The following is a 16,087-nucleotide window of genomic DNA, read 5'->3' on the forward strand; positions in this document are numbered from 1 at the left end:
GCATGGCCGCCTACGACTACATCCATGACGGCAACGCGATCTACGAGCGCTCCTTCGCCATCATCCGCGCCGAGGCGGACCTGTCGCGCTTTTCGGACGCCGAAGCCGATGTCGCCATCCGCATGATCCACGCCTGCGGCCAGGTCGAAGCCGCCAGCCATTTCGTCTTCTCCAGCGATTTCGTCGCCGCCGCCCGCACCGCGCTTTCAGCCGGCGCGCCGATCTTCTGCGACGCGGAAATGGTTTCCCACGGCGTTACCCGCGCCCGGCTGCCGGCCGGCAATGAGGTGATTTGCACGCTGCGCGACGCACGCACGCACGACATCGCCAGGAAGATCGGCAACACCCGCTCGGCCGCGGCAATAGACCTGTGGGGCGAGCGCATGGCGGGTTCGGTCGTTGCCATCGGCAACGCCCCGACGGCACTGTTCTATCTCCTGGAAAAACTGCGCGACGGTGCGCCCAAGCCGGCTGCCATCATCGGCATGCCGGTGGGTTTCGTCGGTGCGGCCGAATCCAAGGATGCGCTGGCCGAGAATTCCTACGGCGTGCCTTGTGCCATCGTGCGCGGCAGGCTTGGCGGCAGCGCCATGACCGCCGCCGCGCTGAACTCGCTGGCGAGGCCGGGCCTGTGAACGCGCTTGTCCAAGAAGGGTCGCCCAAAGGCCGCCTCGTCGGCGTCGGCACCGGTCCCGGCGACCCCGAACTGTTGACGCTGAAGGCCGCGCGCGTCCTGGCTGAGGCCGATGTCGTGGCGTATTTCGCCAAGCGCGGCAACAACAGCAACGCCCGCGCCATCGTCGAGGCGCGCTTTCGGGCCGACATGCTGGAACTGCCGCTGCTCTATCCCGTCACCACCGAGATCGACAAGGATCACGACGACTACCGCTCACAGATCACCGATTTCTACGAGCAGTCGGCCGAGCAAGTCGCCGAGCACCTCGAAGCCGGCCGGATGGTGGCCGTGCTGTCGGAAGGCGACCCGCTGTTCTACGGCTCCTACATGCACCTGCATGTGCGCCTCGCGCACCGCTTTCCGACCGAAGTCGTCCCCGGCGTCACCGCAATGTCCGGCTGCTGGTCGCAGACCGGTGTGCCGATCGTTCAGGGCGACGATGTGCTGACGGTCTTGCCGGGCACGATGAGCGAGTTCGAGCTGACTCGCCGTCTCGCCGATACCGACGCTGCCGTGATCATGAAGGTCGGCCGCAACCTGCCCAAGATCAGGCGCGCGCTGGAGGCGACCGGCAAGCTCGCCCGCGCCGTCTATGTCGAGCGCGGCACCATGGCCGGCAGCGTCTCGATGAAGCTCGCCGACAAGCCTGACGACAAGGCGCCCTATTTCGCCATCGTGCTGGTCGCCGGCTGGTCCGGCCGGCCTGGCGTTATGGGAATGGGAGCCAAGCCATGAGTGGCCGCCTGACCGTCATCGGCCTCGGGCCCGGCAATGCCGATCAGGTCACGCCGGAAGCCAGCAGTGCCGTCGCCGAGGCAAAGTTCTTCTATGGCTACAAACCCTATCTCGACCGGCTGGACTTGCGCCCGGACCAGACCCGCGTCGCTTCCGACAATCGTGAGGAACTCGCCCGCTCCAGGGACGCGCTGGCAAAGGCCGCCGAGGGCCATGATGTCGCCGTCGTCTCCGGCGGCGATCCCGGCGTGTTCGCCATGGCGGCTGCCGTCTGCGAGGCCATCGAGGCCGGTCCGGCCGAATGGCGCGCCGTCGATGTCGCCGTCGTGCCCGGCGTCACCGCCATGCTGGCGGTTGCCGCCCGGATCGGCGCCCCGCTCGGTCACGATTTCTGCGCCATCTCGCTGTCCGATAATCTCAAGCCCTGGGACCTGATCGAACTGCGCCTTTTGGCAGCGGCCGGCGCCGGCTTCGTCATCGCGCTCTACAACCCGATCAGCAAGGCGCGACCGTGGCAGCTTGGCCGCGCCTTCGAATGCCTCACCGCGATCCTGCCCGGCACCACGCCGGTGATCTTCGGCCGCGCCGCCGGCAGGCCGGATGAGCGTATCGAGGTGTTTCTGCTGGCCGATGTCGAGGCCGAAAAGGCCGATATGGCGACCTGCATCATTATCGGTTCGCCGGAAACAAGGATCATCAAGCGCGGCGACAAGCCGGCGCTGGTCTATACGCCGCGTTCCGCGACGGGCTCAAGACCATGATCGAGCATCGCGGCCAACGCTTCAACGGTTCCGGCCGAGTGCACGTCAGGCAGGGTGGGCCTGCGCACCATGACCACCTCGATGCCAAGCGTCCGCGCTGCGGCGATCTTGCCGTACGTGGCTTCGCCGCCGCTGTTCTTGGACACGACGACATCGATGCGGTGCTCCTTGAGCAATGCGCGTTCGTCCGCCTCGCGAAACGGCCCGCGCGCCAGAAGGTAGGTGGCATCCGGCACCGCCAGTTTCGGCTCGACCGGATCGACGCTGCGGATGAGATAATGGTGCTGCGGTGCGGCCTCGAAAGCCGCCACCTCTTGCCGGCCGAGCGCCAGGAAGACGCGACACGGCTCCAGTCCCAGCGCCAGCACCGCATCGCCCACCGTATCGACCAGCGTCCATCGGTCGCCGTCGACAGGCTCCCAGCCCGGGCGTCGCAGCGCCAGGATCGACACGCCGGTCATTTGCGCGGCCTGCGCTGCATTGGCGGAGATTTGCGCGGCATAGGGATGCGTCGCGTCGATCAGCAGGTCGGTGCCCGTCTCCCTGAGATAGGCGGCCAGCCCGTCGGCGCCGCCAAATCCGCCGCTGCGCACCGGCACGCCTTGCGCCACCGGGCTTTCGGTACGGCCTGCCAGCGACAGGGTAATAGACAGATCGCTCCGCGCGGCCAGCTTTCCCGCGAGTTGCCGGGCTTCGCTGGTGCCGCCAAGGATCAGAATGCGGTGGGTCATCATGCCTGCTAAGGGTCCGCGCGACGCCAGATGGCTCTCCATCGTCGGCATCGGCGAGGACGGTTTAGCGGGTCTCGGCGACGAGGCCAAGCGGCTGATCGTGGAGGCCGAGATCATCTTCGGCGGCAAGCGGCATCTGGCACTGGTCGCTTCGCTCGCCAAGGGCGAGCCGCGTTCCTGGCCGGTTCCCTTCGATCCGGGCATGGCGGACGTGCTGGCGCTCGCCGGCCGGCGCGTCTGCGTGCTCGCCTCCGGCGACCCATTCTTCCATGGCGTCGGCGCCACCCTGGCCCGCAAGGTGAAGCCTGAGCAGATGCATGTCATCCCTGCACCCTCGGCCATTTCGCTGGCGGCGGCGCGGCTCGGCTGGCCCTTGCAGGACATCGAGACCATCTCGCTGCATGGCCGGCCGCTCGACCTGATCCGGCCATTGCTGCAGCCCAACGCGCGCATCCTGGCGCTGACATCGGACGGCGACGCGCCCGCGGCGATCGCGCGCCTGCTCGTTGAGCTCGATTTCGGCGCCTCGCGGCTGACGGTCCTGGAAGCGCTCGGCGGGCCAAACGAGAAGCAGCGCTCGGCTCGTGCCGATGCTTTCGATCTTGGAGATATCAATCCGCTCAACGTGCTGGCGCTCGAATTTGAATCGACACCGGAAGCGCGGATCCTGCCGTTGACCGCTGGCCGCGCCGATCATCTGTTCGAGCATGACGGCCAGATCACCAAGCACGATATCCGCGCCATGACGCTTGCAGCTTTGGCGCCGCGGGGTGGCGAATTGCTGTGGGATATCGGCGCCGGCTCCGGCTCCATAGGCATCGAATGGATGCTGGCCCACCCTTCGATGCGCGCCATCGCCATCGAGGCTGACAAAGACCGTGCGGCCCGCATCGCCCGCAACGCCGCGCATTGCGGCGTTCCCGGCCTTGTCGTGGTGGAAGGGTCGGCACCCAAGGCGCTTCACAAACTGGCCACGCCGGACGCGATCTTCATCGGCGGGGGCGGCAGTGACATCGGCGTGCTGAATGCCGCCATCAAGGCGCTGCCATCCGGCGGCCGTCTCGTCGCCAATGCCGTGACGCTGGAAATGGAGGCCCTGCTACTGGCCCAGCACACAAAGCGGGGCGGCGATCTCACCCGCATCGCCATTTCCCGCGCTTCCCCTGTCGGCTCGATGCAGGCCTGGCGGCCGGCCATGCCGGTCACCCAATGGAGCTGGATGAAACCATGATGGTCGCGGGCATCGGCAGCCGGAAGGGCGTGAGCGTCGAAGATGTGCTGGCGGCGATCGAAACCGCTGTTGAAGCGCACGGCCTGACGATGACGGCGCTGTCCGCACTAGCCACAGCCGCACTCAAGAAGGATGAAGAAGCGATCGCCGCCGCCGGCCGCACGCTCAATCTTCCGGTCATAATCGTCGATGACGCAGCCCTTCAGTCCGCCTCGTCGGCGGTGCTCAGCCGTTCCGACGTTTCGCAAGAACGCGCCGGCACGCCTTCCGTCTCCGAGGCATCAGCCCTTGCCGTCGCCGGCGCCGGTGCAAAACTGCTCGGGCCCCGCACGGTGCTCGGCCCGGTCACCTGCGCTATCGCCATCAGCGGAGACGCGCCATGACCGTCCATTTCATCGGCGCCGGTCCGGGTGCCGCCGACCTCATCACGCTGCGCGGCGCGCGACTGCTGGCGAGCTGCCCCGTCTGCCTGCATGCCGGCTCCATCGTCGCGCCCGAATTGCTGCAGCACTGCGCGCCGGGAACGAAACTGATCGACACCGCGCCGATGTCGCTCGACGAGATCGAGGCCGCCTACCTCGAAGCCCACAAGGCCGGCCACGATGTCGCCCGCCTGCATTCCGGCGACCTATCGGTGTGGAGCGCGGTTGCCGAGCAGATCCGCCGGCTGGAAAAGCACGGCATTCCCTACACGCTGACGCCGGGCGTCCCGTCTTTCGCCGCTGCTGCCGCAGCCCTGCGTCGCGAGTTGACCATTCCCGAAGTCGCGCAAAGCCTGGTGCTGACCCGCGTCTCCGGTCGTGCCTCGAAAATGCCGCCGGGCGAAACGCTTGCCGGCTTTGGCCGCACCGGCGCTACGCTCGCCATACATCTCGCCATCCACGCCATCGACCGCGTCGTCGCCGAGCTGACGCCGCATTATGGCGGCGATTGCCCGGTGGCGATCGTCTTTCGCGCCTCGTGGCCGGATGAGCGCGTGCTGACCGGCACGCTGGCCACCATCGAGGCGCTGCTTGCCGCCGACCCGATGGAGCGCACGGCGATCATCTTCGTCGGCCGCTCGCTGGCAGCGCAAGGGTTTGGCGAGAGTTCATTGTACGACGCCCACTACCAGCGGCGTTTTCGCGGACGGGACGGACTGTGAGCGGCAAGACCAAGGATAACGGCGCCACGCTCGACCGGGCGCTCGCCCGGCTGAAGTTCAAGCCGCGCCGGCTCGAGCCCGGCCATGTCTGGCTGGCCGGCGCCGGCCCCGGCGATCCCGGCTGCCTGACGCTGGAAGTGCTGGCCGCGCTCGGCCAATGCGATGCCCTCGTCTATGATGCGCTCGTCTCGCCGGATGTCGTGGCCGTTGCGGAGAATGCCGAGTTGTTCTTCGCGGGAAAACGCGGCGGCAAACCGTCGATGAAGCAGGACGACATCACCGCCCTCCTGGTGCGGCTGGCGCGCGAAGGCCGCTGTGTCGTCCGGCTGAAGGGCGGCGATCCCTATATTTTCGGCCGTGGCGGCGAAGAAGCTCTGGCGCTGGCGCGGGAAGGCATCCCGTTCCGCGTGCTGCCCGGCCTGACATCGGGCCTGAGTGCGCTGGCCGCCACCGGAATCCCGGCCACCATGCGCGGCATCAACAAGGCGGTCATCCTGGCGACCGGACACGCCGCCGGCACCGATGATGACCTCGACTGGGCGGCAATCGCCCGCACCGGCCAGCCTGTGGTCATCTATATGGGCATGGCCAACCTGCCCGTGATCGCCGCGTCGCTGCTCGAAGGCGGGCTGGCGCCATCGACGCCGGCGGCGGTCATCGTTTCGGCGACGACACCGCAGGAGCGCACCGTCGTCGCGACACTTGCCACCATCGCCGAAGCGGCCGCTGCCGCCGGGCTTGCCTCACCGGCGCTCATCGTCGTCGGTGGCATCGTCGCCATGCGCGCGGCACTGGCGGGTGACGCATGACCCGCGCCATCATCATCGGCGCGCCGCGCTCCGGCTCCGGCAAGACCAGCGTCACCATCGGCATCTTGCGGGCGCTCGCCCGGCGCGGCATCAAGGTGCGCGGCGCCAAATCCGGTCCCGACTACATCGATCCCGGTTTTCACACCGCGGCGACCGGCCTGTCCGGCGTCAATCTCGACAGCTGGGCAATGTCGCCCGATCTGCTCAACGCGTTGGCGGGGAACGCCACCGAGGACGCCGATTTCATTTTTCTCGAAAGCGCCATGGGCCTGTTCGACGGCATACCGGCTGCCAAAGGCCGCACCGGATCGGCCGCCGACCTGGCGCGGCTCTATCATTTGCCGGTGCTGCTGGTGCTCGACGTCTCCGGCCAGTCGACGACGGCGGCGGCCGTGGCCAAGGGTTTTGCAACCTACGACCCCGCCGTGCGCATGGCCGGCGTCGTGCTCAACCGCTTCGGCAGCGAACGTCACCGCAAGCTGTGCAGCGAAGCCATCGAAGCACTCGGCCTGCCGGTCGTCGGCAGCATATTGCGCGATCCCACGCTGAACCTGCCGGAGCGCCACCTCGGCCTCGTCCAGGCCGGCGAATACGCCGACCTGATGGCACATCTCGATCGGCTGGCCGACATGGTCGAAAAATCGCTCGACCTCGACGCCATCATGGCGCTGGCGGCGCCGTTTTCGCCAGCGCAGGGCAGTTTCGGCGACGCGTTGCCGCCGCCGGGCCAGCGCATTGCGCTGGCGGAAGACGCCGCCTTCACCTTCCTCTACCCGCATGTCGCCGTCCACTGGCGCAAGGCCGGCGCGGAGATCGTGCCGTTCTCGCCACTTGCAGACGAAGCGCCGGCGCAGGATTGCGATGTCTGCTGGCTGCCCGGCGGCTATCCCGAACTTCACGCCGGCCGCCTTGCGGCGGCAGTAAATTTCCACGCAGGCATGGTGCGCTTCTCTGCGAGCAAGCCAGTCCATGGCGAGTGCGGCGGCTTCATGGTGCTGGGCGAAGCGCTGGAGGATGCGTCCGGCGAAACGCACAAAATGCTCGGCCTGCTCGGCCACTCCACCAGCTTCGCCAAGCGCAAGATGAACCTCGGCTACCGCGAGGCGCGGCTGCGCGCCGCTTGCCCGCTGGGCGCGGAAGGCACGCTGATCCGCGGCCACGAATTCCACTATGCGCAGATGACTGCCACCGGCAGTGACGAGCCGCTGGCCGACCTCGCCGACGGCCAGGGCAATCCGCTCGGCGCTTCCGGCTACCGGCGCGGCCATGTCAGCGGCACCTTCTTCCATGCCATCGCGAGGAGCGGATGAGCACAGTCCCCTCACCCCGGCAGGCACTCGACGACGTCACGCTCTGCCTCGTCTTCTTCACACGGCTGCCGCTCCCGCTCTTCGACTTTCGCGGCCGTAGCCTTGCCGATGCGATCTGGGCCGCGCCAATCGCCGGCCTCGCCGTGGCGCTGGTTGGCGCCGTTGTCTACGCCATCGGTGTAAAGCTCGGCCTTGCCGCAGGACCGGCGGCCGCCCTTGCCCTTGCCGCAACGCTGCTCGCCACTGGCTGCCTGCACGAGGACGGGCTGTCGGATGTCGCCGACGGCTTTGGTGGCGGCAAGACCCGCGATAAAAAACTGGAGATCATGCGCGACAGCCGAATCGGCGCCTATGGCGCTTCGGCGCTTGGCCTGTCGCTGCTCATCCGCTGGAGCGCGTTGTCGCAGATAGCCAATCCAACCAGCGTGCTGTTTGCGCTCATTGCCGCCCATGCCGCCTCGCGCGGCCTGCTGGGCGCGTTCATGCATCTGGCGGCGCCGGCGCGCCATGACGGCCTGTCGGCCGGCGCCGGCGATATCTCCCTGCAAACCGCAGTACTCGGCGCCGCCATCGGCGCCGTCGCCCTGCTGGCTCTGGGCCTCGGCGGCGGACTTGCCGCGCTCATCCTGCTTGCCCTCGTCTTCAGCGCCTTGCGCGCGCTCTGCCTCAACCAGATCGGCGGCCAGACCGGCGATACGATCGGCGCCCTGCAGCAGCTTGGCGAGATCACCGTCCTGCTCGTCGCTTCCGTTTCCCTTTCCTGAATCATCTTTGGAGATCCTGCCCCCATGCCCTTCAAATCGCTCGATGAACTGCGCGCAGCCTGCCTCGATTTGCCCACCGGCAGCGACACGGCGGCCAATGCCGTCGCCCGCCGTCAGGACACGCTGACCAAGCCGCAAGGCAGCCTTGGCCGGCTGGAGACCATCGCCGCCTGGCTGGCGCGCTGGCAGGGCCGCGACATGCCGAAGCTCGACCGCGTCAAAGTCTTCGTCTTCGCCGGCAACCATGGCGTGACCGCGCAGGGCGTATCGGCCTTCCCGTCTGAGGTGACCGTGCAGATGGTGGCGAATTTCGCCGGCGGCGGTGCCGCCATCAACCAGCTTGCCCGCATCGCCGGTGCGGAACTCGACGTCATCCCGCTCGACCTCGACCACCCGACCGGCGACTTCACGCAAACCCCTGCGATGGAGGAAAAAGCCTTCCTTGCCGCTGTCTCCGCCGGCTACGACGCTGTGACCGGCGATATCGACCTCGTCTGCTTCGGCGAGATGGGCATCGGCAACACGACGCCGGCGGCCGCCATTTCAACCGCTCTGTTCGGCGGCGGCGCGGAAAAATGGACGGGCAGAGGCACCGGCGTCGACGATGCCGGGCTGAAGCGCAAGGTCACCGCAATAGAAGCCGGCCTCGAGCGCCATGCCGCTGCACTGTCCGACCCTCTGAAGATCGCCGCAGCCCTTGGTGGCCGCGAACTCGCCGCCATTTTCGGCGCCACACTCGCCGCGCGCCGCAACAATGTGCCTGTGCTGCTCGACGGCTTCGTCTGCACCGCTGCCGCAGCGCCCCTGGCACGGCTGCACCCAAGCGGCCTCGCCCACACCATCGCCGCCCATGTCTCGGCCGAATCCGGCCATCGCCGCCTGCTGGAAGCGCTCGGCCTGCCGCCGCTGCTCGATCTCGGCATGCGGCTCGGCGAAGGCTCAGGCGCCTGTCTTGCCGTCAACATCGTGCGCTCGGCGCTGGAATGCCATGCCAGGATGGCGAGCTTTGCTGAGGCCGGTGTGTCGGAGAAGTAGACACCGCTCACCGCAACCAGATCCGGGCCGCCCCGTTTTGTCAGTGCGGCTCGGAGATAACCGCAACGGCTACCCCCAGCACTATCGAAACCTTGAACGCGGGAGGTTCGCGCCTCGTCGGGACGAACTTCATGACAAGGCGTTCGGCATCATGACTCGGAACTGTTGTTGGACAGTTCCCGAACAGTTTCTTACTACGGAGACGGAGACAGAGAAGAGACCGTCACCGACACTTTTTACCGCAAAGGAGATTTTAGACCGTCAAAATCGCGAAACGTCGAGAACGTCACCAACGCCGCAAGAGGGCTTCGGAGGAAAGAGGTGCCAAGAACCAACGTCGGTGCTCTTGCTCCTGCGTCACAGCCCCAAAGTCCAGCTTTCCGGCAAGGCTTCCCTGACCTTCTTGGCCTGCTCAACTTTGACAGCTTCGATCAACTCGGCCGCAGCCGACAGGACAAGGTCTGCCGAGCGGTCGACCTCATCAAGGCGCCGCATAATCCGAAAGCGAAGACGCACAAGTCGATGAAGCTCGGAACGGCTGTCTCCAATGGTCAGAGATTCAAAACGCATAACAGCAACTCAAAACTCGGTGGTGCTGACATTAAGCGTCGCTCAGATCGCTTGCCCCAGCGAGATCGCCATAGGGCGAACCGACTTCAACCTTTGACGTACCTGCGCCTCACCGGCTTCGCCATCGTCGTCTCAGCTGCTACTGCCGGGTGGCTTCCATGATGAGCGCGCCAATGAATTGGCCCGGCGGCTACGGCTTCCGGGCTCTTTTTTTGTGAGCCGGCGCCTGCTTTACAATGATGCTTGCACGAACGATTTCTGAGGAGGCGCCCGGCCCCAGCCTAGTTGCAGGGCGGCTTGTGCGATGCGTCTTATATTAGAAGGAAACGATATATTAACGGCTGTGACGCACCCTCCACATCACGGGGACGGGAAACCACCTCCCTCATCGACGTTACAACGCGCGCCCTGGAGCGCCGGAAAACGCTCGACCAATGCGGAGCAAACGCATGAGTGTCGTCGGAGCAGCTCTCGAACAATTGCTGCGGTTGATTCATCGCCGAGCCCTTAAAATAGCGGCGTTTCCGGAGGATGAAAGGGATTCACACTACGATCTCATCCGCCTGTCATGTTGCGCAGCCGCCGAGCACATTGGGCAAAGTCCTGACGAGGCAGCCATCACGGCAAACGATATGGTTCAGTTTGTTCGCGCACTGGTCGGAATCATTGAGGTGGGCGGCCGATCAGACCAAGAGCGAAGCGCCGATCGGCCGGCGCCGACGCGACATTTTGGTAGCCGGGAAAATAGCGCTACGCGCATCTAGGGATTGCGACGCAAATCGGCCGGCCGGGATCAGTGGCCCGTGTTCTTCACCTGCATTCCTGACTATGCCGGTATCGACCGGCGACGAACGGGCGGAACACCTTGACCGGCTTCGTGCCCGAAAACGTGCCCAAATGGCTTTTCGGACAACCGAACGTTTCGGCTCCGAAATAATATCCCACTGAATTCCTTGAGGAATTTGGTGGGTGCGCACAGGATTGAACTGTGGACCCGCTGATTAAGAGTCAGCTGCTCTACCAACTGAGCTACGCACCCACTCGACCGGCAAAACCGGTGTTGGCGGGCATATAGCCGCCGATACCGGTCCTGTCCAGCCCTGCCGGAATCATTTCCCGACAAAACGCCGAAGTGCCGCAGATGGTCAAACGAACAGCTTGCCTTCCGCCACCTTGATGGCATGGCCACCGATGCGCGCGGAGGCCAGTTTTCCGGCCTCGACAGTGAGTTCGAGCCGGATGCGCGACGAGCGGCCCATCTCCAGTCCCTGCTCGATCCACAGCTGTGAAATGCCGTCGGTCGGGCCATCGAAATGCATGATGGCGCCGGCAAAGGCGGCTGCCGCCGAACCAGTTGCCGGGTCTTCATAGGAAGGCGTGCCCGGCACGATCATGCGGACGTGGAAGGCGCTGTCGTGGTTCACCGTCTGGCGGCAATAGGCATACGGGCTGGCGAAAGCCCATTCGCTCTTGCGCGGCGCCAGTTCGGACCAGGCCTGGTTGTCCAGCTTGATCCGGCCCGCCACCTCCAGGTTGGCGACGGGAATGGTGACGTAGGGCACGCCGGCGGACCAGAACGATACCAGGTGATTCTCGAAGCCGATTTCGTGCGGCGCCAGGCCAAGGGCAGCACCAATCGCATGCGGGTCGGCCTCCAGCTTCAACGGCTCCGGCAACTTGGCCAGGTCGAACTCGGCAAAGGTGGCGCCATCATGCTTGCTGACCGCGCAGCGCACCGGGCCGATGTTCTCCTCCAGCACGAAGATTCCGGCGTCGCCCTCGCCTGAGAGTTCGGCCAGCGCAATCGCCGCGCCGACGGTCGGGTGACCGGCAAACGGCATTTCATAGTCGGGCGTGAAGATGCGGATACGGTTGCGATGTTTTGGATCGTCCGGCGGCAGCACGAAAACCGATTCGGAGAGGTTGAACTCGCGGGCGATGGCCTGCATGGCCGCTGTGTCCAGCCCCTTGCTGTCGAGCACGACAGCCAGCGGATTTCCGGCCAGCCGTTCGGTCGTAAACACATCGTAGAGCAAGTAATTGCGCGTCTGCATCTTGGAAAACCTTCCGCCTCAATCCGAACATGGCCGAAATTTAATTTGATATTCGAACCACCAAGCCTGATCTGTGCACATATAGGGACATTGCGCTTTCATAGGGGTCCGGCGTGGACCAGCTTGTCAATCTGCCAAAGACGGAATCGGATTCCGCCATCGAGGCGGCGCTTGGACTGGACCGAAGCGGCGTGCGCAAGACGCGCCGCCGCTTCTGGCTTTACGCCCTGCTGGCGCTGATCGCCTTTGCCGGGGGCCTCGCGGGCTACCAATGGTATGCCGGCTCTCCCGCCAAGATCGACTACACCTCCACGCCGGCCACAATTGCCGACCTCACCGTCGCGGTGTCGGCGACCGGCACGCTGCAGCCCCTCACCCAGGTCGATATATCGAGCGAGCTGTCCGGCATCATCCGCTCGGTCTCGGCCGAGGAGAACCAGCAGGTCAAGAAGGGTGACGTTCTGGCGACACTCGACACGGTGAAACTCGAGGTCCAGATCGAACGCGCCGAGGCCTCGGCCAAGGCGGCTGCGGCAGCCGTCGAGACTGCCAAGGTGACACTGCAGGAAAACGAAAGCGCCCTGACGCGCGCGGCAGCCCTCACCAAACGCGGCATGGCGACCGACCAGTCGCTCGAAGCCGCAACCGCCACGCGCGACCGCGCCAGGGCGGCGCTCGACAGCGCGCAAGCCAATCTCGCGATCGCCCAGGCCGACCTCAAGGCGCAGCAGACCGACCTTGCCAAGAGCACCATCTATGCGCCGATCGACGGCATCGTGCTGACGCGCTCGGTCGACCCCGGCCAGACGGTCGCCTCCTCGCTGCAGGCGCCGGTGCTGTTCATCATCGCCGCCGATTTGAGAAACATGGAACTGGTGGCGGCTGTCGACGAAGCCGATATCGGCGCAGTCAAATCAGGCCAGCATGCGCGCTTCACCGTCGATGCCTTTCCGGAGCGGCCGTTCGACGCCGAGATCCGCGACATCTCCTACGCCTCGGTCACCACCGACGGCGTCGTCACCTACAATGCGCGGCTCGAGGTAGACAACAATGAGCTGCTGCTGCGGCCCGGCATGACCGCCACGGTTTCGGTCGTCACCAGGCAAGCCAAAAGCGTGCTCACCGTGCCCTCCACCGCCTTCCGCTACCGGCCGGCACAGCAGGCGGCCCGCAGCTGGAGCCTGAGCGACCTGTTCACCGGCCGCATGGGCCGCCCCAACCGGCAGCGCGACGCGGCGAAGGCGCCCCCCGACGGCTCGCGCACGCTGTATGTGTTGGAGAATGGCCGGCCACATCCGGTCAACGTCAAGATCGGCTCCACCGACGGCGAGTTGACCGAGATCACGTCCGGCCTCGACGAAGGCGCAGAGGTTATCACCGCCTCGCAGCTGCGGAGCTGACGCCGTGGCCGCGGGCGCGACCCTCATCGGCTTCGACACGGTCTGGAAGAGTTATGGCCAGGGCGAAGCCAAGGTGCATGCGCTGGCCGGCGTCGATCTTGCCATCCAGCGTGGCGAATTCGTCGCCATCATGGGTCCGTCCGGTTCGGGCAAGTCGACGGCGATGAACATCATCGGCTGCCTCGACACGCCGACCGCTGGAACCTACTCCTTCATGGGCATCGATGCCGGCCGGCTCGACCGCAACCGCCGCGCGCTTCTGCGCAATCTTTACATCGGCTTCGTCTTCCAGGGCTACAATCTGCTGCCGCGCACCACGGCGGCGGAGAATGTCGAGCTGCCGCTGATCTATCGCGGCGCCCCGGCCCGCGAGCGCCGCGACCTCGCCATGCAGGCCCTGGCCGAGGTCGGCCTTGTCGGCCGCGAGCACCACACGCCGGCCGAACTCTCCGGCGGCCAGCAGCAACGCGTGGCGATCGCGCGCGCAATCGTCACCCGGCCGACGCTGCTCGTTGCCGACGAACCGACCGGCAATCTCGACACTGCCCGCACTCATGAGATCATGGAGCTGTTGACGCGGCTGAACCGCGAGCTTGGCCTGACCATCGCCATGGTCACCCACGAGGCCGACGTCGCTGATTATGCCGAACGCACCATCCGCTTCCTCGACGGCCACGTCGCTTCCGATTCGAAGGATCTCGAGGTAGCCCAATGATCTGGGAAACCGTCCGCCTGTCCCTGCGCTCCATCCGCCGCAATGTCTTGCGCTCGTTCCTGACGCTGCTCGGCATCGTCATCGGCGTCGCCGCCGTCATCGCCATGCTGACCATCGGCTCGGGCACCACGGCCAAGGTCAAATCCGATATCGCCAAGCTCGGCTCCAACCTGCTCGTCGTCCGTTCCGGCCGTCCGGCCGGGACTGGCGGACCGGGTGGGCTCGACCAGGCGGTGCGGCCGCTGGCCGACAAGGATGTCGCGGCACTCGTCGCGCATCTCATTGGGGCGCGCGCCATTGCCCCGGCCTCGCAAAAACAGGTGCGCGTCATCTTCGGCACCGAGAGCCTGACCTCGGGCGTCACCGGCACCGACAGCGCCTATCTCGACGCGCGCGACTGGAAGCTGGTTTCGGGACGGCCATTCTCGGATTCGGAGACACGCTCCGGCACCGGCGTGTGCCTGATAGGCGAGACGGTGCGCCAGCAATTCTTCGGCGCCGGCGATCCCGAGGGCGAGATCATCCGCGTCAACCGCACCTCGTGCAAGATCATCGGCCTGCTCGAACCCAAGGGTTATACCGGCTTCGGCCAGGACCAGGACAATGTCGTCCTGATGCCGCTCGCCGCCTATCAGCGCCGCATCGCCGGCAACCGCGACATCGACAACATCTACGTCGCCGCCGACGACCGCACGCCGACCACCGAACTGCAGCCGCGCGTCGAGGACATCTTGCGCGATACAAGGCGCATCACGCCCGACCGCGAAGACGATTTCTCGATCCGCGACATGACCCAGATCGCCGACGCCATGGCCAGCGCCACCACCACCATGACCGGCATGCTGGGCGCGGTCGCCGGCGTCAGCCTGCTGGTCGGCGGCATCGGCATCATGAACATCATGCTGGTCTCGGTCACCGAGCGCACCCGCGAGATCGGCATCAGGCTGGCCATCGGCGCGCATGAAAAGCACATCCTCATCCAGTTCCTGGTCGAGGCGACGGTGCTGTCGCTGCTCGGCGGCATCATCGGCATCCTGATCGGCTTGGCGCTGGCCGGCCTCGCCTCGGCGACGCTGGCCATACCGTTTGCGCCGAGCCCGGCGGTCATTCTGCTCGCCGTCGGCTTTTCGGCGCTGATCGGCATGGTGTTCGGCTTCTTCCCGGCGCTGCGCGGCGCCAGGCTCGATCCGATCGACGCGCTGCGGCACGAGTAATCTGCTATCCACAACTTGGGTGCTTGCCGACGCCGACAACACTGTTGTCGTCCGGTCTGCGATGCTAGGGCAAAGCATCTCTGGTCGAGGAGTGGCAATGAGCAAGAAAGCACGGCTGATCCTGGCGATGGTCATCATCGAAGGCGCCCTTGCCGGCATCTGGTGGTATCTGGCCCGCTACGGCATGGCCAATCCTGATCGCGTCACAGCCGATTTTCAGGGCGTAGTCGGCCAGACGATGGGGACGGCGATGGGCGGGTTGCTGGGTCTCGGCGTCATCCTGTTTGTCGCCGCAGCCCGCAGCGACCGCAAGGCGGCGCAGCAAAAGACGCCACGCTGACTTTGCGCTTTGAGACCTGTCAGAACGGCAGTCTCGCATTCTCCTTGACCTCCTTCATGACGAAGAAGGTCCGGGTTTGCCGAACGCCCGGCAGCGCGATCAGTTTCTGCCCATGCAGCTTGTTGAAATCCGCCATGTCGCGGACCCTGATCTTCAGGAGATAGTCGAAGTCGCCGGCCACCAGATTGCAGTCCAGCACCTCCTTGAGTTCGAGCACGGCCTCTTCGAAAGCCGCGAAGCTTTCCGGTGTCGAACGGTCGAGCACGACGCCGACCATGACCAGCGCGCCAAGGCCGACCGCAACGGGCGCGATCTCTGCCCTCACCCCGGTAATGTAGCCCTCTTCAAACAGGCGCTGCGTACGCCGATGGCAGGTGGCGGCGCTGACATTGACGCGGGCCGCCAGCTCCGCATTGGTCAGCCGTCCCTCAGCCTGGAGCGCACGCAGGATTTTCATGTCGATGCGGTCAAGGGCCGACGTGGAAGCTTCTTCCATTTTGATGATCTTTCATGGATGATCTTGGCAATCGGATCGCCCATCTGTGAAGCATGCAAGAATCGTTGGCGCAAGTTCGAAAGCACCTTTCGCACAATTGCG

At 65.7% G+C, this 16,087-nt stretch carries 19 protein-coding genes and 1 tRNA gene; 15 read left to right on the top strand and 5 right to left on the bottom strand.

Annotated features, from left to right (window positions below; all coding sequences use genetic code 11):
• Positions 1-2 precede the first annotated feature (2 nt).
• The 3 genes from ACWGTO_RS25595 to ACWGTO_RS25605 are packed head-to-tail and all read left to right on the top strand — an operon-like array spanning position 3 to position 2,172.
• The gene (locus ACWGTO_RS25595; protein ID WP_454577579.1) at positions 3-635 is read left to right on the top strand and encodes a precorrin-8X methylmutase; all 633 of its coding nucleotides are present in this window, start codon (positions 3-5) and stop codon (positions 633-635) included.
• Positions 632-1,411: a precorrin-2 C(20)-methyltransferase gene (locus ACWGTO_RS25600; protein ID WP_454577580.1), complete on the top strand. Its 780-nt coding sequence runs from the start codon at positions 632-634 to the stop codon at positions 1,409-1,411. The genes ACWGTO_RS25595 and ACWGTO_RS25600 overlap by 4 nt, the downstream gene beginning before the upstream one ends.
• Positions 1,408-2,172 (top strand): precorrin-3B C(17)-methyltransferase, encoded by a 765-nt coding sequence (locus ACWGTO_RS25605; protein ID WP_454577581.1) that lies wholly within the window; start codon positions 1,408-1,410, stop codon positions 2,170-2,172. The genes ACWGTO_RS25600 and ACWGTO_RS25605 overlap by 4 nt, the downstream gene beginning before the upstream one ends.
• Here the strand turns inward: ACWGTO_RS25605 and ACWGTO_RS25610 are convergent.
• Positions 2,136-2,903 (bottom strand): cobalt-precorrin-6A reductase, encoded by a 768-nt coding sequence (locus ACWGTO_RS25610; protein WP_454577582.1) that lies wholly within the window; start codon positions 2,901-2,903, stop codon positions 2,136-2,138. The genes ACWGTO_RS25605 and ACWGTO_RS25610 overlap by 37 nt on opposite strands.
• 1 nt (position 2,904) lies before the next feature.
• Here ACWGTO_RS25610 and cbiE point away from each other — a divergent pair, with 1 nt between their 5' ends.
• The 7 genes from cbiE to cobT are packed head-to-tail and all read left to right on the top strand — an operon-like array spanning position 2,905 to position 9,196.
• Positions 2,905-4,134 carry a precorrin-6y C5,15-methyltransferase (decarboxylating) subunit CbiE gene (gene cbiE, locus ACWGTO_RS25615; protein ID WP_454577583.1) on the top strand — a complete coding sequence of 410 codons (1,230 nt, stop codon included), beginning with the start codon at positions 2,905-2,907 and terminating at the stop codon, positions 4,132-4,134.
• Positions 4,131-4,517 (top strand): cobalamin biosynthesis protein, encoded by a 387-nt coding sequence (locus ACWGTO_RS25620; RefSeq protein ID WP_454577584.1) that lies wholly within the window; start codon positions 4,131-4,133, stop codon positions 4,515-4,517. Before cbiE ends, ACWGTO_RS25620 begins: the two co-directional genes overlap by 4 nt.
• Complete coding sequence (gene cobM / locus ACWGTO_RS25625; protein ID WP_454577585.1) at positions 4,514-5,278, top strand: precorrin-4 C(11)-methyltransferase; 765 nt, start codon at positions 4,514-4,516, stop codon at positions 5,276-5,278. Before ACWGTO_RS25620 ends, cobM begins: the two co-directional genes overlap by 4 nt.
• On the top strand, positions 5,275-6,087 hold the full coding sequence (gene cobA, locus ACWGTO_RS25630; RefSeq protein WP_454577586.1) for a uroporphyrinogen-III C-methyltransferase: 813 nt from the start codon (positions 5,275-5,277) through the stop codon (positions 6,085-6,087). Before cobM ends, cobA begins: the two co-directional genes overlap by 4 nt.
• Positions 6,084-7,397, top strand: coding sequence for a cobyrinate a,c-diamide synthase (locus ACWGTO_RS25635; protein ID WP_454577587.1), 1,314 nt, complete (start codon positions 6,084-6,086; stop codon positions 7,395-7,397). The genes cobA and ACWGTO_RS25635 overlap by 4 nt, the downstream gene beginning before the upstream one ends.
• Positions 7,394-8,161, top strand: a complete 768-nt coding sequence (locus ACWGTO_RS25640) for an adenosylcobinamide-GDP ribazoletransferase (protein ID WP_454577588.1) — start codon at positions 7,394-7,396, stop codon at positions 8,159-8,161. The genes ACWGTO_RS25635 and ACWGTO_RS25640 overlap by 4 nt, the downstream gene beginning before the upstream one ends.
• A 24-nt stretch (positions 8,162-8,185) precedes the next feature.
• Positions 8,186-9,196 (top strand): nicotinate-nucleotide--dimethylbenzimidazole phosphoribosyltransferase, encoded by a 1,011-nt coding sequence (gene cobT / locus ACWGTO_RS25645; RefSeq protein WP_454577589.1) that lies wholly within the window; start codon positions 8,186-8,188, stop codon positions 9,194-9,196.
• 357 nt (positions 9,197-9,553) lie between these two features.
• On the opposite strand, the gene ACWGTO_RS25650 is transcribed toward cobT, so the two are convergent.
• Entirely contained in the window at positions 9,554-9,766 is a 213-nt protein-coding gene (locus ACWGTO_RS25650) for a hypothetical protein (RefSeq protein WP_454577590.1), read from the bottom strand.
• 449 nt (positions 9,767-10,215) lie between these two features.
• On the opposite strand from ACWGTO_RS25650, the gene ACWGTO_RS25655 reads away from it, so the two are divergent.
• The gene (locus tag ACWGTO_RS25655) at positions 10,216-10,530 is read left to right on the top strand and encodes a hypothetical protein (protein WP_454577591.1); all 315 of its coding nucleotides are present in this window, start codon (positions 10,216-10,218) and stop codon (positions 10,528-10,530) included.
• A 199-nt stretch (positions 10,531-10,729) separates the two neighbouring features.
• On the opposite strand, the gene ACWGTO_RS25660 is transcribed toward ACWGTO_RS25655, so the two are convergent.
• Both ACWGTO_RS25660 and ACWGTO_RS25665 read right to left on the bottom strand, forming a co-directional pair.
• Positions 10,730-10,805 (bottom strand) — tRNA-Lys (locus ACWGTO_RS25660).
• A gap of 106 nt (positions 10,806-10,911) precedes the next feature.
• A complete protein-coding gene (locus tag ACWGTO_RS25665; protein WP_454577592.1) occupies positions 10,912-11,820 on the bottom strand; it encodes a PhzF family phenazine biosynthesis protein in 909 nt (302 codons plus the stop codon).
• A gap of 113 nt (positions 11,821-11,933) precedes the next feature.
• Here ACWGTO_RS25665 and ACWGTO_RS25670 point away from each other — a divergent pair, with 113 nt between their 5' ends.
• The 4 genes from ACWGTO_RS25670 to ACWGTO_RS25685 all read left to right on the top strand — a co-directional run bounded on the left by ACWGTO_RS25670 (position 11,934) and on the right by ACWGTO_RS25685 (position 15,489).
• Positions 11,934-13,220: an efflux RND transporter periplasmic adaptor subunit gene (locus tag ACWGTO_RS25670; protein WP_454577593.1), complete on the top strand. Its 1,287-nt coding sequence runs from the start codon at positions 11,934-11,936 to the stop codon at positions 13,218-13,220.
• 4 nt (positions 13,221-13,224) lie between these two features.
• On the top strand, positions 13,225-13,935 hold the full coding sequence (locus ACWGTO_RS25675) for an ABC transporter ATP-binding protein (RefSeq protein WP_454577594.1): 711 nt from the start codon (positions 13,225-13,227) through the stop codon (positions 13,933-13,935).
• Complete coding sequence (locus tag ACWGTO_RS25680) at positions 13,932-15,149, top strand: ABC transporter permease (RefSeq protein ID WP_454577595.1); 1,218 nt, start codon at positions 13,932-13,934, stop codon at positions 15,147-15,149. Before ACWGTO_RS25675 ends, ACWGTO_RS25680 begins: the two co-directional genes overlap by 4 nt.
• A 97-nt stretch (positions 15,150-15,246) precedes the next feature.
• Positions 15,247-15,489 (top strand): hypothetical protein, encoded by a 243-nt coding sequence (locus tag ACWGTO_RS25685; protein ID WP_454577596.1) that lies wholly within the window; start codon positions 15,247-15,249, stop codon positions 15,487-15,489.
• 19 nt (positions 15,490-15,508) lie between these two features.
• On the opposite strand, the gene ACWGTO_RS25690 is transcribed toward ACWGTO_RS25685, so the two are convergent.
• On the bottom strand, positions 15,509-15,985 hold the full coding sequence (locus ACWGTO_RS25690) for an Lrp/AsnC family transcriptional regulator (protein ID WP_454577597.1): 477 nt from the start codon (positions 15,983-15,985) through the stop codon (positions 15,509-15,511).
• Positions 15,986-16,087 lie beyond the last annotated feature (102 nt).

The organism is Mesorhizobium sp. PL10 (genome assembly GCF_053714315.1).

Coding starts and splice junctions, on each gene's coding strand:
- ACWGTO_RS25595 (WP_454577579.1), top strand. CDS start 3: ATGGCCGCCTACGACTACATCCATGACGGCAACGCGATCTACGAGCGC.
- ACWGTO_RS25605 (WP_454577581.1), top strand. CDS start 1,408: ATGAGTGGCCGCCTGACCGTCATCGGCCTCGGGCCCGGCAATGCCGAT.
- ACWGTO_RS25610 (WP_454577582.1), bottom strand. CDS start 2,903: ATGACCCACCGCATTCTGATCCTTGGCGGCACCAGCGAAGCCCGGCAA.
- cbiE (WP_454577583.1), top strand. CDS start 2,905: ATGCCTGCTAAGGGTCCGCGCGACGCCAGATGGCTCTCCATCGTCGGC.
- ACWGTO_RS25620 (WP_454577584.1), top strand. CDS start 4,131: ATGATGGTCGCGGGCATCGGCAGCCGGAAGGGCGTGAGCGTCGAAGAT.
- cobM (WP_454577585.1), top strand. CDS start 4,514: ATGACCGTCCATTTCATCGGCGCCGGTCCGGGTGCCGCCGACCTCATC.
- ACWGTO_RS25635 (WP_454577587.1), top strand. CDS start 6,084: ATGACCCGCGCCATCATCATCGGCGCGCCGCGCTCCGGCTCCGGCAAG.
- ACWGTO_RS25640 (WP_454577588.1), top strand. CDS start 7,394: ATGAGCACAGTCCCCTCACCCCGGCAGGCACTCGACGACGTCACGCTC.
- cobT (WP_454577589.1), top strand. CDS start 8,186: ATGCCCTTCAAATCGCTCGATGAACTGCGCGCAGCCTGCCTCGATTTG.
- ACWGTO_RS25650 (WP_454577590.1), bottom strand. CDS start 9,766: ATGCGTTTTGAATCTCTGACCATTGGAGACAGCCGTTCCGAGCTTCAT.
- ACWGTO_RS25655 (WP_454577591.1), top strand. CDS start 10,216: ATGAGTGTCGTCGGAGCAGCTCTCGAACAATTGCTGCGGTTGATTCAT.
- ACWGTO_RS25665 (WP_454577592.1), bottom strand. CDS start 11,820: ATGCAGACGCGCAATTACTTGCTCTACGATGTGTTTACGACCGAACGG.
- ACWGTO_RS25680 (WP_454577595.1), top strand. CDS start 13,932: ATGATCTGGGAAACCGTCCGCCTGTCCCTGCGCTCCATCCGCCGCAAT.
- ACWGTO_RS25685 (WP_454577596.1), top strand. CDS start 15,247: ATGAGCAAGAAAGCACGGCTGATCCTGGCGATGGTCATCATCGAAGGC.
- ACWGTO_RS25690 (WP_454577597.1), bottom strand. CDS start 15,985: ATGGAAGAAGCTTCCACGTCGGCCCTTGACCGCATCGACATGAAAATC.